This is a genomic window from Pseudomonas sp. IzPS59 (assembly GCF_014863505.1).
Taxonomy (GTDB): Bacteria; Pseudomonadota; Gammaproteobacteria; order Pseudomonadales; family Pseudomonadaceae; genus Aquipseudomonas; species Aquipseudomonas kribbensis.
The window spans coordinates 3,154,618-3,173,655 of sequence record NZ_CP062251.1 but is presented as its reverse complement, the minus strand read 5'-3'; the positions used below and the strand labels follow the sequence as shown (position 1 = coordinate 3,173,655).

Sequence of the window (19,038 nt, the reverse complement as noted above, 5' to 3'; positions counted from 1 at the left end):
AAATCGATCTCGGCCTGGTCCGGAAAATTTATGTTTTCCGGAATCCACCAAGGCGACACATTTGACTCAAATTGAACGACCATGTTCAACTTGCGCTACGCCATACTCTTGCGCCTAGAGGCTCCCATAGTGAAGCTCAATCCCGCACAGCCAGCACGCCACGTGGCTCCCACTGTACGCGCCCGTGCACTGACTCATCTGATTTTCGAACGGCCGGATCTGGAACGAACCGAGCGCTTTCTCCAGGACTTCGGGCTGCTGACGGTTCTGCGCAATGCGGATCTGCTGCTTTTACGTGGCACCGGACCGACTCCCTATTGCTATCGCGTACACCGCGGCAAGAAGCCACGTTTTATTGGTTTCGGTCTGAGTGTCGGTTCCCGTACCGACCTGGAGCGTCTGAGCTTGTTACCACAAGCATCACCCATCATGCCGTGCGATCACCCCGGAGGTGGCGAACAAGTCACCTTGCGCGACCCGTCCGGTTTCCTCGTCGAGGCCCTTCATGGCCAGTCGGTGGTTGGCTCCAGGCCCCATCGCTCGCCCTTGCCACTCAACCTTGGGGATAGTGTGGTGCGCATCAATGCAACCCAGCGTCCGCCGATTGCTCCACCGGAGATCATCCGCCTTGGCCATCTCGTGCTGGAAGTGGCGGACTTCCAGCGCACCTGCGCCTGGTACACACAACACTTCGGATTCATTCCCAGCGATGTGCAGTTGTTGCCTGACGGTTCGCCGGCGGTGGCCTTCCTGCGTCTGAATCTGGGCGACACGCCAGCCGACCATCACACGCTGGCCCTGGCCCAGGGATTCATGCCGGCCTACAGCCATAGCGCTTATGAGGTGGTCGATCTGGACGCCGTCGGAATGGGCCAGAAGGTTCTTCGGGACCAGGGTTGGCGCCATGCCTGGGGTATTGGCCGGCACATTCTTGGAAGCCAGATCTTCGATTACTGGCAGGACCCGTTCGGCGACAAGCACGAGCACTATTGTGATGGTGACCGGTTCACTGCCGACCAGCCTACAGGCCTGCACAGTGTCAGCGCAGCGGCGATGTCCCAGTGGGGCGAATCCATGCCCAGAAGTTTTACCAAACCGAAACTGACACCGGCGAATGTTCTTTCCTTGTTCCGCCATCTTCGCCGCAGTCCGGATCTGAGCGTGCGCAAGCTGATCACACTGGCACGCCTGTTCGCCTGATTTTGCAGCGTCACAAACCACACGAGGTTGGCGCTGGCCCCCTCCTCACCCCCCAGGAGTCGTTGTCATGGCTGTGCAGGTTGTCCGTTTCGAATATCAGAACACCGTCCAATGGGGACGTATTCACAATCAGCGCATCACGCCCGTTTCTGGGCAATACGCGACAACCGGCGAATTCATCCGGCAAGTCAGCATCGAGCAGTTGCGCGACCTGAAGAGCCCGACACTCGAACTCAATCAAGTGCGGCTGCTCTCCCCGGTCACCCGCAACCAGCAGTTTGTCTGTCAGGGTGCCAACTACCGTCAGCACATGATCGAGTCCGGGATGGATCCGAACGCCAAGTCGTACAACATGATGTTCACCAAGGCAGCCAGTTGCATTTGCCCGGCCGACAGCGACCTGATCAAGCCACGCCATGTCCGCTTTCTCGACTACGAGATTGAACTGGGCCTGGTCATGCGCAGCGACATCAACGGCCCGGTCCAGATTGACGACAGCAACCTGCACCAGTTCGTGGCCGGGCTGGTCATCGTCAATGACTATTCGGCGCGGGACATCCAGATTCCGCAGATGCAGTTCTACAAAGGCAAAAGTTTCCGCACCTTCGGCCCGGTCGGGCCATATTTGTGCCTGCTCGAAGCCAACCAGATGCACTACCTCAAGGCCTTGCAGCTGCGCCTGACCGTCAACGACCAACTGCGCCAAGACGACAATACCGCGAACATGGTGTACACCCCCGCGCAGACCCTGACGGAACTGTCTGCCGTGCAAGACCTCGCGGCCGGAGACCTGATTGCCACAGGCACTCCGGCCGGCTGTGCGCTGGCCATTCCATCACCCGCCACCCTGCGCATTGCCGCCCTGCTGCCCGAGGCCCTCAAGTGGAAACTGTTTCTGAAGGCCCAGGCCCGTCGCGAGCGCTACCTCAAGCCGGGCGACAGGGTCGAGGCGAGAATCCGCAGCGCGGACGGCATTGTCGATCTGGGTGTCCAGCGCAATCTTGTCGTCGAGCAAGACTGATCAGAAGCTGTGATTCAACTGCAGCCCAAGGCCGTTGACCGTGTTCTGGTAGGTGGCGCTGTAACCCGGACGCAGCCCGCCCTGGGACGTGCCCTGTGAAACCTTCACCGGATCTTCGTGGATGTAGCCGTATCCCAGATCAAGCGAAGTCTGATCGGTCATCTGCCAGTTCAGGCCAACCGTGAAAATCTTCCGGTCTCCCGTTGGTGCACGGGTGGACGTGTACTGATTGGGCATCGGCGTCGGCTCATAGGCGATCCCGCCACGAACCTTCCATTGCTTGTTCAGGCGATAGGACATGCCGGTGGAGAACGACCAGGTATCACGCCACTTCAGGGTTTCGAGGATCGTATCGAAAGGGCCATAGGCCTGTGGCACGCCGGAGTTCAGCACCCTCAATTCCTGCACGCGGCTCCAGCGACTCCACAACGCGCCGGCGGAGACATCCAGTCGATCATTGATGCGCCAGGTCGCCGAGGCATCGACCGTTTCCGGTGAAGTGAAATCCAGGCTCGCGTCATATTTGCCGTTGAGCCCCGGCAGCCCCAGCCCCGGGATCGGTGCCAGCAATCCATTGGCACCTGAGACCTTGGTCTTTCCGCTCAGGTTGTAATCGACTCTGGAGTGATAGGTGAGCCCCAGGGTCAGGTCGTCGAGCGGGTCGAACAGGATGCCCAGACTGAAGCCCATGGCCGTGTCGTCGCCGGTGACTTTGACAGTCCCGTCGCCCTGCCCGCCCACCGCGCTGTTGGCGATCTTGCTTTCGAGCAGCCCGTCGATGCGGTTGATCGTCGGCCCAAAACCCACGGACAGTCGATCATTGATCCGGTAACTGACCGTCGGCTGCAAGGTGGCGACCTTCACCTGGGTCTGCGAACTGCGGTAGCGTCCCTGGAAGTTGCTTTCGTAGTCCGTGCTCCCGCCAAACGGGGCGTAAACCCCGAACCCAACGTGCCAGTCCTCGTTGAGTTGCAGCGTGTAGAAGCCCGATGGCACGACGATCGGATCAGGCACCATGTCGCCGTGTGACGTGCCCGACACCGTGGTATTGACCTTGCTGATGCGCGAACTGACATCGATGAAACTGAGACCGCCACTGACGTGTTCACCCGCCAGGCGGGACATGCCGGCGGGGTTGCCGTAAACGATGGAGGCGTCCTGAACATCAGAAGCCCGACCGGAATAAGCCTTGCCTCCCGAGCTGATGCTCTGTTCGTTGATTTGCAGGCCGTTGGCCAGGAGTTGAGTGGAGGTGAGGCAAAGCCCCAGCACACAAAGCTGATTTCTTATTGTCATGATTTGGCTCTTGTTATTTTTTTGGTGGGCGCGAACACCCAAGGCACGCGGATGGATCGTTGGATTCAATGATGTGAAGCGTCGCCGGCCTTCCTTGGCGACGGGTTGGTTCAGCGTTTGCGCATCCGCTCGGCCAGCGCACCGATCGGTCGGGTCATGCTGCGTCGCAAGCGTTGAGAGAAGGATTCACCCTCATAGACCGGTGCCGGGGTGACCACTTCATTGGGCTGGCTGTACTGCGGAAAAAGACTGAGTGCATGGGCACGGTTGATGCCATGCATGATCGCCGGCGACCACATCTCCAGGCTTTCCAGCGTCCGGCACTGCAGCGCCGTGGCGGGAGCCGGGGCGAAGGGATAGTCACTGCCGAAAAGAATGTGTGACGGTTCCACCAGCTCCTTGAGCGCCGCCATGGAATAAGGTGATGGCGACAACGCCGTGTCGAAGTAAAAGCGACGGATGTAGGTCATGACCCCTTGCGGCGCGTGTTGCTGAAATTCCGGCAACATGTTGGCCAGCGAGACACGCCAGGCCACAAACGGCAGGAAGCCGCCGGAGTGGGACAGAATCCAGCGAATGCCGGGATAGCGCTCCATGGTCCCGCTGAGGATCAGATTGACCGCCGCGCGCGTGGTGTCGCAGAGAAACTCAATGAGAAATCCCGGGGTCTGCAGACCGATGCTTTCGCTGGTCTGGTGCATGTTGGGATGGATGAATACCACGGCTTTTCGGCGGTCGAGTTCGGCCATCAGTTCGTCGAAGCGCGGATCACCCAGAAACACCCCGTCGGTGCTGCCCAGCAAAACAATGCCCTCGGCCTTGAGTACGTCCAGCGCATAGACGGCTTCACGGCAGGCGGCCTCGGTGAACGGCATCGGCAGCACCGCGAAGTTGCCGAAGCGGCTCGGGTAGCGCGTGCGCATCTGCGCGGCGAACTCGTTGCAGCGTCGCGCAAGCTCGCTGGCCTGTTGGACCCCGTCACCGAAGTGGACGCCGGGCGCAGACAGCGAGGTGATCGCCCGCTCGATGCCGTTCGCATCCATCACCTCAATGGATTTTTCCGGGGTCCAGTCTGGCAGAGGCGCTCCCGCAACGGAGTGCAGCCCTCTGGCATTCATCGCATCGACGAATGCGGGTGGAATGATGTGATGGTGGACATCGATACGGCCTTGCTTGATTGACATGCTGACTCTCTTGTTTGGGCTTCGACCGAGCGCCTGCGGCTACTGGGAAAAGAACCGTGCTCGGTGGGCGTACAACTTTCGAGATCAATATTGAACATTTGTGTTCAATCATGTCAATGATCGACAAACGCTGATTTGCTTTATTTTGAACGCGCTTGTTCAATGTCCGGAATCTCTCCGTTGGAGCTCATTGCTTTGAAACTCAGTCCCGTGCAGAAGCGCATCCATGAAGCTGCGATCCGGCTGTTTGTCGAGAAACGTGTCGAAGAGGTCAATGTCAGCGAACTGGCACAGATCGCCGGGGTAGCGCGCGGCACGATCTACAACAACCTCAACTCGGTGGAGACGCTGTTCGAAGATGTCGCCAGCCAGCTCAGTGCCGAAATGAACGACAGGGCCGCGCGCAGTACAGATCCCCATGCGTCCCCTGCCGTCCGCCTGGCCACCGGTATCCGCCTGTATATCCGCCGCGCCCATGAAGAGCCGCACTGGGGAGCCTTCATCGTGCGCTACGGGGCCAGCAATGAGACGTTGCAACAGATGTGGAGCGGTCCGCCCATGCACGATGTGCTCAGCGGCCTGAGCAGTGAGCAATACAGCTTTCGACAGGAGCAACTGCCTTCGGTAATGGCGATGATCGGAGGTGGCGTACTGGGGGCCACGATGCTGGTACTTCAGGGTCACAAGACCTGGCGCGACGCGGGTTCCGATATGGCCGAATTCGTACTCAGGGCGCTCGGCGTGCCGGCCGATGAAGCGCGCGGCATCGCTACTCAGGATCTGCCCCTTCTCGCAGCCTGATGTCCTCCGCTGATTTTTCTTGAGCCAGATCCCTTGGGGAATCTGGCTTTTTTATTGCCCGCAAAAAGACAATTGAACACTGTTGTTCAATTCTAATCTTGAGTGTTAGAGTCTGCCGCAAGCACTGACCCACCGCCCGGGTCGTAGTGCCTTACGCCAGGAACTGACAATGAACAATAAAGAACCTCTTCCTGCCCTGACCTCGCGAACGGTACAAGTGGGTCGTCGGCAGATTTTCATCAGCGAAACGGGCGTCGGCCATCCCCTGCTGATGCTTCACGGTGGCGGAGCGGGAGCCTCGGGGCTCTCCAACTACTCGCGCAATATCGAATCCCTTGCCCGGCAGTTCCGGGTCATTGTGGTCGACATGCCCGGTTACGGCCGATCCACCAAAGGTGTGGATCGCAAAGACCCCTTCGGCGATCTGGCGGGGGCGATGCTCGGCCTGCTCGACACTCTGAACATCAGCAGCGCCCACGTGGTGGGCAACTCGTTGGGTGGTGCCTGTGCCTTGCGCATGGCGCTGGATGCACCCGGCCGGGTGTCGGCTCTGGTGCTGATGGGCCCCGGTGGCGTCAATACCACTCGCAGTCTGCCGACACCGGGTCTCAAGCTGTTGCTCGACTACTACAACGGTGAAGGCCCGACGCTGGCCAAGATCACGCGTTTTATCCGCGACTACCTGGTGTATGACGGCAGCCAGGTCAGTGACGAGATGATCCGCGAGCGTTTTGAGGCGAGTATCGACCCGCAGGTCGTTGCAGCTCCTCCCCTGCGCCGGCCAACGGGCATTCCCCGGTTCTCGCGCTGGGACTTCACCCGCGATTCACGCCTCAAGCATTGCCAGGTTCCGACCCTCGTGCTCTGGGGCGCGGACGACAAGGTCAATCGTCCCAGCGGCGGCGAGGCGCTGCGCAGTCGCATGCCGGATTGCAACCTCTACCTGTTCAGCCGGACCGGTCATTGGGTGCAGTGGGAACGTGCGGACGAATTCAACTCCGTGACTCTGGCGTTCCTCGCCAGTCGCACCGCGCGCTGAGTTGTCGTCATGAATAATCAAGCAACGATCAGTCGGACAACGCCGGACATCTTCGGCGCCAGCAGCATGGGCTATGCATTGATCGAGTCCCGCCACCTGGCGCGTTGGCGTGAGCTGCTCCAGCACGGCATCGGCCTGCACCTGGCCAGTTCGGACGAGCAAACCCTGGCTTTTCGTATGGATCAACACCAGCGGCGGATCATTATCCAGCGCGGTCCGCAGGAAGATTTTCTTGCCGTCGGCTGGCAATTACGCGACCAGTCCACTCTCGACGAAGTGCTCAAGCGCCTGCAACGCCTCGGTATCGAAGCGCAACCCAGCCAGCCGGAAGAAGCCGCACAACGAGGGGTGAAAAGGTTCTGGCGGGTGCTCGGCCCCAAACGCATGGCCGTCGAGCTGTTCTGGGAGCCGCTGCTGACCGACAAGCCACTGAACATGCTCAGTGCAGGTTTCATCACCGGTTCCGCCGGAATGGGCCACTTGGCGATCACCTCGCGCAAACCACAGCAGATGCAGCGCTTCTGGCAGGAAATATTTGATGCCAGAGCCAGCGACCACATCGTCGAGCGGATTGCCGGAGTGACCCTGGACATTGACTTCTTCCGGGTCAACGAACGTCACCACTCGATTGCCATCGCCCGCTTGCGTGGCCTGCCGATGGATCCGATTCGTACCCGCATACAGCACATGAACATGCTGACCACCTCGGTCGGTGAACTGACCAACGCCTATTTGCGTTGCCGGACCCTCGGTTTCGAAATGGCCCACGAAATCGGAGAGCACCCCAACGACCGTGAGCAATCGTTCTACGTGATGAGCCCCAGCGGTTTCGAGCTGGAACTGGGTTGCAACGCCAGGGTGGTCGATGAGGCGCATTGGCGCACAACCTCCTATCAAGGCATCAGTCTGTGGGGGCATCGCCCGGAGAAAAGCGGTGCCTGGCACACGTTGACCACCAACCTGGCCAACTTCGCCCGCGGCACGCGCTCGTTGCTCAAGCCCGAATATTCACCGCTGTAAGAGAGATATCGTCATGAATAACAAAAACGAGTCTGTAACGAGCGTCGACGTGATTATTTCCGGGCTCGGCCCGACGGGCGCCACGCTCGCGCATCTGCTCGGCAAGCGTGGTCTGTCGGTGCTGGTACTGGAACGCGAGCCCATGTTTTATGGCAACGCCCGGGCGGTCTATACGGACGACGAATGCATGCGCGTCATGCAGGCGGCCGGTGTTGCCGCCGAGCTTTCAGCCAACATGCAAGTCGATACACCTGCTCAATGGGTGCTGGCCAATGGCAAGATCCTCGGCCAGTACTGGCGCCTCGATCGCCCCTATGGCTGGCCGATCATCAACTTCCTTTACCAGCCCTGGCTGGAAACCACGCTGAGCGATCTGCTCGAGCGTTACCCCAATGTGCGGGTTGCCCGTGGTCGTGAACTCACGCAGTTCACCCAGGATGAACATGGGGTGACCGTGACCCATCAGGCCACCAGCACCTTCCGCTTCAGTGATGCGACGGATGCCCGTCAGGTATCCGAAGTCGATCCGGACCCGCAAACCATTCGCGGGCGCTATCTGGTGGGGGCTGACGGCGGCCGCAGTACGGTCCGTGAGGCCTTGGGCATCGGCATGAGCGGCAAGAACTTTCCCGAACCCTGGCTGGTGGTCGACCTGGAGATGAAGGAAGGCGAGGATGCCTTGCGTCATCTGCCCTACTTCAGCTTTATCTGCGACCCGGATTGCCCGACGGTCTGCTGTCCTCAGCCCGGTCGTTTCCATCGTTTCGAATTCATGCTGATGCCCGGCCAGACTCGCGAACAGATGGAAGACCCGACCGTGGTGCGCAGCCTGATCAGCCGTTACGTCGATCCGGACAAGTTCGAGGTCAAACGCAAGCTGGTCTACACCTTCAACGCCCTGGTGGCGAAAGATTGGCGCAAGGGTCGGGTAATGATTGCCGGCGATGCTGCCCACATGACGCCGCAGTTCATGGGCCAGGGCATGAGCTCCGGTGTGCGTGACGCCTATAATCTGGCCTGGAAAATCGACGCCGTGATCAAGGGGCAAGCCGGTGAGCGACTGCTCGACACCTATGGCAGCGAACGCTTCCACCATGCCAAGGCGATGATTGATATTTCGGTGCAGATGAAAGACTTCGTCTCGATGTCGAGCCCGGTTTCCAGCCTGATGCGCAACCTGCTGGTCAAGACCGTCCTGGCGACGCCATTTCTCGGCCGCTATGTTCGTGAAGGCCGTTTCAAACCGGCCCCCACCTATGCCCCTGACAGCTATCTGGGCATGCCACGCCGCCACCGGCGCTCGCCTGAAGGCCGGATGATTCCGCAACCCGAAGTCCGCACCTTCAAGGGCCGGCGCGTATTGCTCGATGACCTGCTGGGCGACGGTTTTGCCTTGATCGGTCTTGAAGTCGATCCACGGGCCCACCTGAGTCAGGCCTCCCGGAAACTGCTGGACATCCAGAACACGCGTTTCGCCACCCTCTTCCCGTTCGGCACCCGTCCGCAGGGCGCCAATACCGATCGCTCCAATACTAAAGAGTTGCTCGAGCTGGAGGACGTGCAGGGCGAGATGGTCGCCTGGTTCAAACGCTCGGGGTTCTCCAGCGGAGCCGTCGCCGTGGTGCGCCCGGACAAATTCACCTTCGCCATGGTCGAGGCCGCGGATCTGGATCGGGCCATCAACGAACTCAAGTTCCAGCTGCAATGGAGCCCCAGTGCTGAAGTCGTCGCAGACGAGCCTCGACTGCTGAGGAAAATCGCATGAGCCAGTTCCCTTTGCAGCCTCTGCAAGACGCCGCCGCAGCCCTGGCCAGAGCACGGGAGCAACGCGAACCCTGTGCACGGATCTCGTCCACTTTCGGTATCGATTCGTTGACCGGCGCCTATGCCGTACAGGAGATCAACACCCAACGGGCCCTGGCCCAGGGACGGCGCTTGGTCGGCCGTAAAATCGGACTGACCTCGGCTGCCGTGCAACAGCAACTGGGCGTCGATCAACCGGATTTCGGCATGCTGTTCGCCGATATGGAAATCGCCGATGGCGGTGAGATCCAGATCAGTCAGTTGATCCAGCCCAAGGCCGAAGGCGAGATTGCGTTCGTGCTGGGCCGCGAACTTCCATATGAAGATACGACCCTCGCGGAACTGCTGCGGACGGTGGAGTACGTGGTGCCTGCGCTGGAAATCGTCGACTCGGCCATCGAGAACTGGAACATATCGCTGGTGGACACGGTGGCGGACAACGCTTCATCCGGGCTGTATGTGCTGGGTAAACAGCCGACTCCACTCGCCTCGCTGGACCTTCGGCTGGAAGGCATGCTGCTGGAAAAAAATGCCGCCACGACTTCGATCGGTGTCGGTGCCGCATGCCTTGGCAATCCGGTGGACGCCTGCCTGTGGCTGGCTCGCACCATGGCCCGGATGGGCCGGCCCTTGCAGGCCGGCGACGTGCTGCTCTCCGGCGCCCTGGGGCCGATGACGCCTGTCGTGGCCGGGGACAGTCTGCACTTGCACCTGACCCGACTTGGCCAGATCCGTTGCCGCTTCATCTGACCTGCCCGTCCTTCTGCGCCAGGCTGTCGTGGCCTGGCCAATTTGAGAGATTGCTCCCATGAGTCAAACCAAACTCAAGGTCGCCATCATCGGCTCCGGCAACATCGGCACCGACCTGATGATCAAGATTCTGCGCAACGCCAGACACCTGGAAATGGCGGTAATGGTCGGGATCGACCCTGCATCCGACGGTCTCGCCCGCGCCGAACGCATGGGCGTCGCGACCACCCACGAGGGGGTTGAAGGCCTGATCCGCATGGACGCGTTCAAGGACATCGATTTCGTCTTCGATGCCACCTCGGCTAGTGCCCATATCGAGAACGAAAAACGCCTGCGCTCGATCAAGCCGGGTATCCGCCTGATCGACCTCACTCCGGCGGCTATCGGCCCTTACTGCATTCCAGTGGTCAACCTGCAGCAACACCTGGATCGACTCAACGTCAACATGGTCACCTGTGGTGGTCAGGCGACCATTCCAGTGGTCGCCGCCGTATCCCGTGTTGCCCCGGTTCACTACGCCGAAATCGTCGCCTCGATCGCCAGCAAATCCGCCGGTCCCGGCACCCGCGCCAACATCGACGAGTTTACGGAAGCTACGTCCAGAGCCATCGAAATGGTGGGTGGGGCGTCCAGAGGCAAGGCGATCATCATCATGAACCCCGCCGAACCGCCGCTGATGATGCGTGACACGGTGTTCGTGCTGTCCGAAACCGCCGATCAGGCGCAGATAGAGGCTTCCGTCGAGGAGATGGTGGCGGCCGTCCAGGCCTATGTGCCGGGTTATCGCCTGAAACAGAAGGTTCAGTTTGACGTCATTGCCGAATCGGCACCCCTGAACATTCCGGGGCTGGGACGCTTCAGCGGCCTAAAGACCTCGGTATTCCTTGAGGTCGAAGGCGCCGCCCATTACCTGCCTGCCTACGCCGGCAATCTCGACATCATGACCTCCGCTGCCTTGGCCACCGCCGAGCGCATGGCGCAGTCGATGCTCAACGCCTGAGGGGCCCGACATGACATTCAATCCCGGCAAGAAAATCTACATCTCCGACGTGACCCTGCGCGACGGCAGCCATGCCATCCGCCATCAGTACTCGCTGCAGAATGTGCAGGACATTGCGCGCGCACTGGACAAGGCCAGGGTCGATTCGATTGAAATCGCCCACGGCGACGGCCTGCAGGGCTCGAGCTTCAACTATGGTTTCGCCGCCCATACCGACCTGGAGTGGATCGAAGCGGCGGCCGATGTCATCGAGCACGCCAAAATCACCACCCTGCTGCTGCCGGGGATCGGCACGGTGCACGACCTCAAGGCCGCCTATGACGCCGGCGCACGCGTGGTGCGCATCGCCACGCACTGTACGGAAGCCGACGTTTCGAAACAGCACATCGAATACGCTCGCGAGCTGGGCATGGACACCGTCGGTTTCCTGATGATGAGCCACATGATCGCCCCTGAGCACCTGGCGGCCCAGGCCCGGCTGATGGAAAGCTATGGTGCGACCTGCGTGTACATGGCCGACTCCGGTGGTGCGATGAACATGCAGGATGTTCGCGAGCGCTTCCGGGCTTTCAAAGCCGTGCTGAAACCGGAAACCGAAACCGGCATGCACGCCCACCACAACCTGTCGCTGGGCGTCGCCAACTCGATCACCGCCGTCGAGGAAGGTTGCGACCGGATCGATGCAAGTCTGGCCGGGATGGGGGCTGGTGCCGGCAACGCACCGCTGGAAGTTTTTATTGCCGCCGCCGAACGTCTCGGCTGGAACCACGGCACGGACCTCTACACCCTGATGGACGCCGCCGACGACATCGTGCGTCCGCTGCAGGACCGCCCGGTGCGGGTCGACCGTGAAACCCTGGCACTGGGTTATGCCGGCGTCTATTCAAGCTTCCTGCGGCATGCCGAAAATGCCGCCGCCAGGTACGGCCTCAAGACCCTGGACATACTGGTCGAACTGGGCAGACGTCGCATGGTTGGCGGTCAGGAAGACATGATCGTCGACGTCGCGCTGGACCTTCTCAAGCGCTGAACCGGGCAACATTGCCGGCCTGCCGCCCACGCAGCGGTGGGTCGGTCCTGGATGAGCCAATGTGCCGACCCTTGTCAGGCCAGCCCTGGTGCGCACCGGCTCACGTCACGAGTGCGCTGCCAGCAAACGCCGGGGTTTATAAAGTCGTAAGCCCCGTACTTGATTTTAATTTACCATCCGCAAGCGGTCCGTTCCGGTGCCGCTCAGCCTACGCCTGTATTTCGAATTTCAAATGGAAGGACCCCGCTGCATGTCCAATATGTTGTTCCGCCCCCTCGCCTTTTCCAGCCTGCTAGTCCTCGCCAGTTGCACCACTGCAACGCCAACCGCATCGACGCCGGTCACCTCCAAGGCCATCGAAGCCTTCGTCGACATCTGCCTGAAGACCGCTCCCTCATTCGCCGGCTCCGCTGAAGCGGCCAAGCGGTTCGGCATCAATGACCTCCAGGACATGGGCTTTACGCGCATCGGCTTCACCGCAGACAAAAACCTTTCCGTGCAACTTTCCGAAAAGGAATGCGTCGTTACCACTCCGAACCAACCCGACGACAGTCTGACCCGCCAGCTGCTGAGCGCCGCGCAGACTTACTCGCAAACGCCGGTAGCAGGTCGTGTGCCATCGAAGGTGCGTATCCGGGACAACAACTTTATTCTTCAGCATGACCGGAACGGCGGTGAAGCGTATGTGTTGATGCGGAGCAAGTAATCAGCACGTTTACTCCGTGTACGAAAAAAAACCGCAAGTTGCAACCGCACTTCCGAACTGCGTAAATTCTTGGTGCTGCAGCACCGATGTTAAAGGACGAATAATCGATGGGTACATGGTCAATTCATGCATTTGGGAACGACGAAGCAGCTGATTTTGCTATTGAACTGAGCGAGTCCAGCAATCTCGACCTGATCCAGTCAGCGCTGGAGGATGTAATTGTAGCGGCTGAGTATCTGGAGGCCCCAGAGGCAGACCGTGGGATAGCTGCTGCAGCGGTTTTGGCTTTGCTCAACGGCCAGGAAATCCCTGGAACCCTTGATGAGGCGCTATCTACTTGGGTGAAGAGTCAAACGACTAAACCAGGTTCGGCTCTGCTCACCAAAGCACAAGTGGTCATTGAGCGTGTGTTATCCGAAAACTCAGAGCTCGCGGAGCTTTGGATCGAGAGTGACGAATACGAGTCTTGGCAAGACGGACTGCGCCTTATAAAAGCATCGCTAGGTCGATAGTATCGAAAAGAGGACTGACTTAACTTCTCAGAAAATAAATCAGTCCCCTTTTCTACTGAGTCCCCTTTTCTACTTCTACTCAGGGATTCGGCAGTTCTCGTACGCCTCAAGCGGCAGCCCCGACCTGGAGCCAACAACAACACCGGTCAACCCGCAATGAGGGCAACAGGCGTGCCTTTCGTTGTACCACTTTGTGATTTGGGCGGGTTCTGACCATTGGCCGCAGGCGCTGCAAATGCATTTTTCACTCGCGTTAATTTCCTCACGATTGTTCCAACCATGATCGCTGGCCGACTCGTCCAGCCACTGTAGGCGCGCCTTTGTTGCATCATCCATCGAACAGACCTGATCGCTCATTTACATGACGCGATTCTAACGCAGCGCCGCTCAGTGGGTATCGGCGTGAGACGTGCCCGCAGGCATCACGATACAGCCGGAGGTGCGCAAACGTGAAGCGCAACGGCCAAGTGTGCGCAGGCTTGGCCTCCCTATTGTTCTTCCTGTTTTCACAGCAGCGTGAAAAACTGCGCGCTCTCGTAACTCTTTTTTGCCTGCATCGATGGAACTGCCGATGGACATCATGGATACCCAGCAAAAGAACACCCTCGAAAAGTCACTCAGGCTTGCGTCAGCAGGCTGGCTGGGTAAATTGCTTGGTTTTGGCAAGGCATGACGGAGCATAACGCCGGACTGACCGCAGAACAGGCCTGTGAATTTGTGCTCGGCCTGTCTGACGGCGTCATGAGAGATGGCAAGCCCGAACGTTTTGTCATTCAGTTCTGTGAGCTTTCGGCCAACGGTGATTACTGGGTCATTCGCAGTAACAGTGAGGATTTCGTCGTCCACGGCATGACGGAGCACTGTTACGTCGGTGTTAATGCGCACTTGATCAACGTCAGGACGGGCGAGCATGAGATGGTCGTCGGTTGGAGTGTCGATGATCATCTGCAAGACAAATACGACCTGGAGGCAGCCTCGGGCAACCCGTATGTACTGACTCCAATATTTGACCGGACTGACAAACCGGCACTGGTCAACTTGCGCCGAAAACTGCAATGCAACTACCCGCAAACCTTTGCATTGCTCACGGGGGAACAACGACTTTGGCTCACGGGCAAACGCCGGCTACTTCAAGACGCGCAGCGAATGCTTCTTGAGCAAGGCATAAACACCCAAATCGAGTTAGTGCCCGATGCGGGTGAAGCCATCGCCATCGATGTCGAGACCTGGTACACCGAAGCGGTATTGAAGGCTGTGCGCAAAAAATTGTGTTGATAGGTTTGAAATGCTCCGAACTCGCACGAGTTTCAACACAAGTGAATGATGTGGTAAACCTCCCGCGCCAAAACCCAATTGCCAAGGAAGCCCAATTGCAAGACTCCAAATACCTGGAAAACCTCCGCTCCCGCTTCAACGCCGGAGAGGATCTGAACTATGTCTTTTTCTGGGGACACCAGCGCAGCAAGCACGGCGTCACTGCTTCGTGCTTCAGTCAGTGGTTCGAAGCCGAATTTGTTGTCGACGGGCAACGCTACGCGACTGCCGAACATTTCATGATGGCCGAGAAGGCTGCCTTGTTCGGCGATCAGGACATTCGTGCTCAAGTACTTTTGGCGCCCACACCCAACGCAGCCAAGGCGCTTGGCCGCAAGGTGCGCGGTTTCAACGAACACGAATGGCTGGAACATCGATACGAGATTGTCGTCCGGGCCAACCGGGCCAAGTTCTCGCAAAACCCGGAACTGCATGCATTCCTCAAGGAAACCGGTTCCAGCATCATCGTCGAGGCAAGCCCGGTTGACAGCATCTGGGGCATCGGCCTCGCCCAGGATCACCAAAACGCGAGCAATCCCGACCTGTGGCAAGGCCTGAATCTGCTGGGATTCGCGCTGATGCAGATCCGCGACGAAAAATGATTCGCCCAGGTCGCGGCGATTTGACACCGCGACCGGCGCACAGAAGTGAAGTCGGAAACCTTACGCGGCCGCCCTCTCATGCTCGCTTTCATGGACGTAAATCCACGAGATACCCGATGGGGAGTTCTCATCAAGACGCATGAGCGCCGAGTCGACTTTCTTCTTGGTGATCCCGTCCTTGACCAGATCGAACACCGTCAGGAAGAAGCCACCGGGTAGCGGCGTGATCGAGAGATTGGTGATATGCGATTCGGGGCTTCCGGCACGCTTGCCATGCAGGCCCCACAGTCGCTCCCAGTAGTCGGCCCGTTCCATGATCTGGCCATCCGTGAGCACCACGCGAAAATCGTCCGCCAGCGCATCGTACAAAGGCTTAATGGCGCCTTCCGATTGCGAAGACATGCCCCGTGACCACGGGAAAAACAGGTTGTACCAGCGATACACCTCGGCTTCGACGAGCGCTGTTTTGTCTGAGGTTTCGAGTACTCGATTGCTTGCCATCTGCGTTCTCCTTAACAAGTGAAAAGGCGCGGGATCTCCGTTACGCATCGAGCGAACGATGCTCCGCGCCTTTCAAGATCCATCCTGAAAGCTGCATCACCGGGTTCAGCTAAAGTGATCGTTTCCCAAGGGCTGCTGTCACTTCGCTGACCCGGATAAAAAATAGTCTTTACCCTGTTGGATAGTATTGAGAACTGACCAATGGTCAAAGATGGCCGAGCGATCGCTGTCCTCCTATCCGGGGCCAGCGGCGAAGATGGCATACTCCCCTGAACCTGATCATTTCGGAGATCCTTATGCTTCGCGTGTTTGAACGCAGGCTCGATCCTTTCCCGCCCGACGAGGCGCCGCCACCGCCCGTTGGCCTGATGCGTTTTCTGTGGGCCTGCACCCGGGGTGCCCGTGGCTACGTGCTTGCGCTGGCGCTGCTCAGTGCCAGTGTGTCGATCTACGAAGCCTGGCTGTTTTCGTTTCTCGGGCAAGTAGTGGATCTGCTCTCGACCTGGCAGGCCGGCGGCGCCGCGAGCGGTCAGGAAAGCCGTGTTCTGTGGGGCATCGCCATCGTCTTGCTCACCAGCATCGGTCTGGTGGCATTGCGCACGATGGTCCAGCACCAGATTCTGGCGATCAACCTGCCGCTGCGCCTGCGCTGGGACTTCCATCGCCTGATGCTGCGGCAAAGCCTTTCGTTCTTTTCCGACGAGTTCTCCGGCCGGGTCACGACCAAAGTGATGCAGACCGCGCTGGCGGTACGCGAAGTTCTGTTCACGATCATCGAAATCGCCCCCGGTATCGGCGTTTACTTCATTGCGATCATCGCTTTGGCCGGTGGGTTTGCCCTGAAACTGATGCTGCCCTTTCTTGCCTGGGTCGCATTGTTCGGGTTGGCGATGCTGTATTTCGTGCCGCGCCTGGGACAGGTCGGGCAGGAACAGGCCCATGCGCGCTCGTCGATGACGGGGCGTATTTCCGACGCCTACACCAACATCACCACCGTCAAACTGTTCTCGCACTCCAACCGTGAAGCGCACTTCGCGCGGGCGGCGATGGAGGATTTCAAGCTCACCGGTTTTCGCCAGATGCGTCTGGTCAGTCAGTTCGAAATCGTCAATCAGGCCCTGGTGGTCGGTTTGATCCTGGGTGCCGGCGGTTATGCCCTGTGGCTCTGGCATCAGGGTCAGGTCGGTGCGGGTGCGGTGGCTGCGATCACTGCCATGGCATTGCGGATCAACGGCATGTCCCACTGGATCATGTGGCAAATGACCTCGCTGTTCGAAAACATCGGCACCGTGCAGGACGGCATGGCCACCCTCACCCGCGGCCCCAAGGTGCAAGACGCACCCGACGCCGGCGTTCTGGTGCCTTCCGGCGGCGCGGTGACCTTCGACCAGGTGCACTTCAACTACAACGGTGAGCGCCAGGTGCTCGACGGCTTGAGCCTGCACATCCGCGCCGGTGAAAAAATCGGTCTGGTGGGCCGCTCCGGGGCCGGCAAGTCGACGCTGATCAATCTGCTGCTGCGTTTCTACGACGTCGACAGCGGTACGATTCGCATCGACGGGCAAAACATCGCACAAGTGACGCAGGACAGTCTGCGCAGCGCCATCGGCATGGTCACTCAGGATACGTCCCTGCTGCACCGCTCGATCCGCGACAACATTGCCTACGGACGCCCGGACGCCACCGATGCGCAGGTTCACCGCGCCGCGATCAACGCCCAGGCCGACGGTTTCATCAGCCAACTGAGCGACCGCCAGGGTCACACCGGTTACGACACCCTGGTGGGCGAACGCGGCATCAAGCTGTCCGGCGGCCAGCGCCAACGTATCGCCATCGCCCGGGTGATGCTCAAGAACGCGCCGATCCTGCTGCTCGACGAGGCCACCAGTGCACTGGATTCCGAAGTCGAAGTCGCCATCCAGGAAAGCCTCGATGAAATGATGCAGGGCAAGACCGTCATCGCCATTGCCCATCGGTTGTCGACGATTGCCGCCATGGACCGGCTGATTGTCATGGACGAGGGCCGCATCATCGAACAAGGCACCCACGCCGAACTGCTGGAACGAAACGGCACCTACGCGCGGCTCTGGCAGCATCAGAGCGGCGGTTTTCTCGGTGAAGATCAAGGGCTGGATGAAGCAATGGACCGGGCATGAACCGTTCCTGCCGAACACTGAAATTTTGAGGTTTTGAATGGTATTTGCAAAAACCTGGCGAGCGCTTGCCGTCCTGACGGTCTGCCTGTCCGGCGCCCAATATGCCGAGGCCGACGCGCCGCTGCTGTACACCCTGAACGCTGCCAAGGCATTGCCCGGTGACGGTCACAGTTGGGGCTTCGCCGCCCTGCAACCACAGAGCGCGCAACTGTTCGTGGCCCGCCGCGAAAACGGCCTGTCGGTGTTCGACGTCGACCAGCAGAAACTGCTGAAGACCCTCGACAACTCCGCCGGCGCCAACGCCGTCGCCTTCGTGCCGGAACGCAACCGCGCCTATGTCGCCAACATGGATGGAACGCTGGGCATCGTGGCGCTGGACCGCCTGCAAGTGCTGCAACGGCTCAAGCTCGATTCGGGCAACCTCAACAACCTGGTTTACGACGCCAGCCGCGACCGGTTGATCGTCACCAGCGGCCGGCGCGGCGATCATTCGACGCTGTACCTGATCGATGCGAAAACCGATCGCCTGACCGATGCGGTGGACATTCCAGCGCAAAAGCTCGACGGCCCGGTGATCCTTGAAAACGGTCACTTCATCGTCCCCATGCGCGACGAGGATAAAGTCGCCGTGCTTTCAGGGGCGAAGCTTGAACAGCAGCAATTCTGGACATTCAAGGGTTGCAGCAAACCCAGCGCACTGGCCGTGGACGAACCGCGTCAACGCCTGTTCGTGGCCTGCCGTGGCGCTGACCCGATTCTGGTGGTCGCCGACCTGAAAACCGGCAAGGCCTTGAGCACCCTGCCCATCGGCCGCGCCGTCAACGCGCTGGCCTACGATCGGGTGAAAGACCAGTTGCTGGTGCCCAGTGGCGCCGACGCCAGCCTTGCGATTGTCCAGCGCGACGATCAAGGGCAATACCAGTTGCGCGGCAGCGTCGGGACCCGGCCATGGGCGCACAACATGGTGCTGGACACCCAACGCGGTCAGGCCTACCTGTTCACCGCCGACTTCACCCAGCCGGCGCCGAGCCGGGAACAACCCAAGCCCGACCCGGCATTTCACCCCGACACCTTCACCGTCCTGACCTACAAGGCGCAGTAAG

At 59.7% G+C, this 19,038-nt stretch carries 18 protein-coding genes; 15 read left to right on the top strand and 3 right to left on the bottom strand.

From position 1 onward, the window contains the following. The first annotated feature begins 81 nt into the window (after positions 1-81). Together IF189_RS14140 and IF189_RS14135 are read left to right on the top strand one after the other, a co-directional pair. Positions 82-1,200, top strand: a complete 1,119-nt coding sequence (locus IF189_RS14140) for a VOC family protein (RefSeq protein ID WP_413038523.1) — start codon at positions 82-84, stop codon at positions 1,198-1,200. A 67-nt stretch (positions 1,201-1,267) separates the two neighbouring features. Then, positions 1,268-2,221: a fumarylacetoacetate hydrolase family protein gene (locus tag IF189_RS14135; protein WP_134826861.1), complete on the top strand. Its 954-nt coding sequence runs from the start codon at positions 1,268-1,270 to the stop codon at positions 2,219-2,221. On the opposite strand, the gene IF189_RS14130 is transcribed toward IF189_RS14135, so the two are convergent. Together IF189_RS14130 and IF189_RS14125 are read right to left on the bottom strand one after the other, a co-directional pair. After that, positions 2,222-3,517 (bottom strand): OmpP1/FadL family transporter, encoded by a 1,296-nt coding sequence (locus IF189_RS14130; protein ID WP_134826860.1) that lies wholly within the window; start codon positions 3,515-3,517, stop codon positions 2,222-2,224. A gap of 110 nt (positions 3,518-3,627) precedes the next feature. Further along, the gene (locus IF189_RS14125) at positions 3,628-4,701 is read right to left on the bottom strand and encodes an amidohydrolase family protein (protein WP_134826859.1); all 1,074 of its coding nucleotides are present in this window, start codon (positions 4,699-4,701) and stop codon (positions 3,628-3,630) included. A 195-nt stretch (positions 4,702-4,896) separates the two neighbouring features. Between IF189_RS14125 and IF189_RS14120 the strand changes: the two genes are divergently transcribed. The 11 genes from IF189_RS14120 to IF189_RS14070 all read left to right on the top strand — a co-directional run bounded on the left by IF189_RS14120 (position 4,897) and on the right by IF189_RS14070 (position 15,278). After that, positions 4,897-5,502, top strand: a complete 606-nt coding sequence (locus IF189_RS14120; protein ID WP_085710178.1) for a TetR/AcrR family transcriptional regulator — start codon at positions 4,897-4,899, stop codon at positions 5,500-5,502. A 169-nt stretch (positions 5,503-5,671) separates the two neighbouring features. After that, positions 5,672-6,541: an alpha/beta hydrolase family protein gene (locus tag IF189_RS14115; protein ID WP_134826858.1), complete on the top strand. Its 870-nt coding sequence runs from the start codon at positions 5,672-5,674 to the stop codon at positions 6,539-6,541. 9 nt (positions 6,542-6,550) lie between these two features. Next, positions 6,551-7,561 (top strand): VOC family protein, encoded by a 1,011-nt coding sequence (locus IF189_RS14110; protein WP_134826857.1) that lies wholly within the window; start codon positions 6,551-6,553, stop codon positions 7,559-7,561. A 13-nt stretch (positions 7,562-7,574) separates the two neighbouring features. Continuing rightward, entirely contained in the window at positions 7,575-9,326 is a 1,752-nt protein-coding gene (locus IF189_RS14105; protein WP_192553538.1) for a bifunctional 3-(3-hydroxy-phenyl)propionate/3-hydroxycinnamic acid hydroxylase, read from the top strand. Continuing rightward, entirely contained in the window at positions 9,323-10,114 is a 792-nt protein-coding gene (locus tag IF189_RS14100; RefSeq protein WP_192553537.1) for a 2-keto-4-pentenoate hydratase, read from the top strand. The genes IF189_RS14105 and IF189_RS14100 overlap by 4 nt, the downstream gene beginning before the upstream one ends. A 58-nt stretch (positions 10,115-10,172) precedes the next feature. Next, positions 10,173-11,114, top strand: coding sequence for an acetaldehyde dehydrogenase (acetylating) (locus IF189_RS14095; protein ID WP_192553536.1), 942 nt, complete (start codon positions 10,173-10,175; stop codon positions 11,112-11,114). Between the two features lie 10 nt (positions 11,115-11,124). Next, positions 11,125-12,144 (top strand): 4-hydroxy-2-oxovalerate aldolase, encoded by a 1,020-nt coding sequence (dmpG, locus tag IF189_RS14090; protein WP_114883010.1) that lies wholly within the window; start codon positions 11,125-11,127, stop codon positions 12,142-12,144. Between the two features lie 250 nt (positions 12,145-12,394). Beyond that, positions 12,395-12,850 (top strand): hypothetical protein, encoded by a 456-nt coding sequence (locus tag IF189_RS14085; protein WP_192553535.1) that lies wholly within the window; start codon positions 12,395-12,397, stop codon positions 12,848-12,850. 107 nt (positions 12,851-12,957) lie between these two features. After that, positions 12,958-13,362 (top strand): DUF4259 domain-containing protein, encoded by a 405-nt coding sequence (locus IF189_RS14080; protein WP_134826852.1) that lies wholly within the window; start codon positions 12,958-12,960, stop codon positions 13,360-13,362. A gap of 669 nt (positions 13,363-14,031) precedes the next feature. Further along, on the top strand, positions 14,032-14,637 hold the full coding sequence (locus tag IF189_RS14075) for a hypothetical protein (protein WP_192553534.1): 606 nt from the start codon (positions 14,032-14,034) through the stop codon (positions 14,635-14,637). A gap of 95 nt (positions 14,638-14,732) precedes the next feature. Next, positions 14,733-15,278, top strand: coding sequence for an NADAR family protein (locus tag IF189_RS14070; protein WP_192553533.1), 546 nt, complete (start codon positions 14,733-14,735; stop codon positions 15,276-15,278). 60 nt (positions 15,279-15,338) lie between these two features. Here the strand turns inward: IF189_RS14070 and IF189_RS14065 are convergent, their stop codons facing one another. Continuing rightward, positions 15,339-15,779, bottom strand: a complete 441-nt coding sequence (locus IF189_RS14065; RefSeq protein WP_085709877.1) for a hypothetical protein — start codon at positions 15,777-15,779, stop codon at positions 15,339-15,341. A gap of 296 nt (positions 15,780-16,075) precedes the next feature. On the opposite strand from IF189_RS14065, the gene IF189_RS14060 reads away from it, so the two are divergent. After that, entirely contained in the window at positions 16,076-17,935 is a 1,860-nt protein-coding gene (locus IF189_RS14060; RefSeq protein ID WP_192553532.1) for an ABC transporter ATP-binding protein, read from the top strand. A 37-nt stretch (positions 17,936-17,972) separates the two neighbouring features. Then, entirely contained in the window at positions 17,973-19,037 is a 1,065-nt protein-coding gene (locus tag IF189_RS14055; protein WP_192553531.1) for a YncE family protein, read from the top strand. Position 19,038 lies beyond the last annotated feature (1 nt).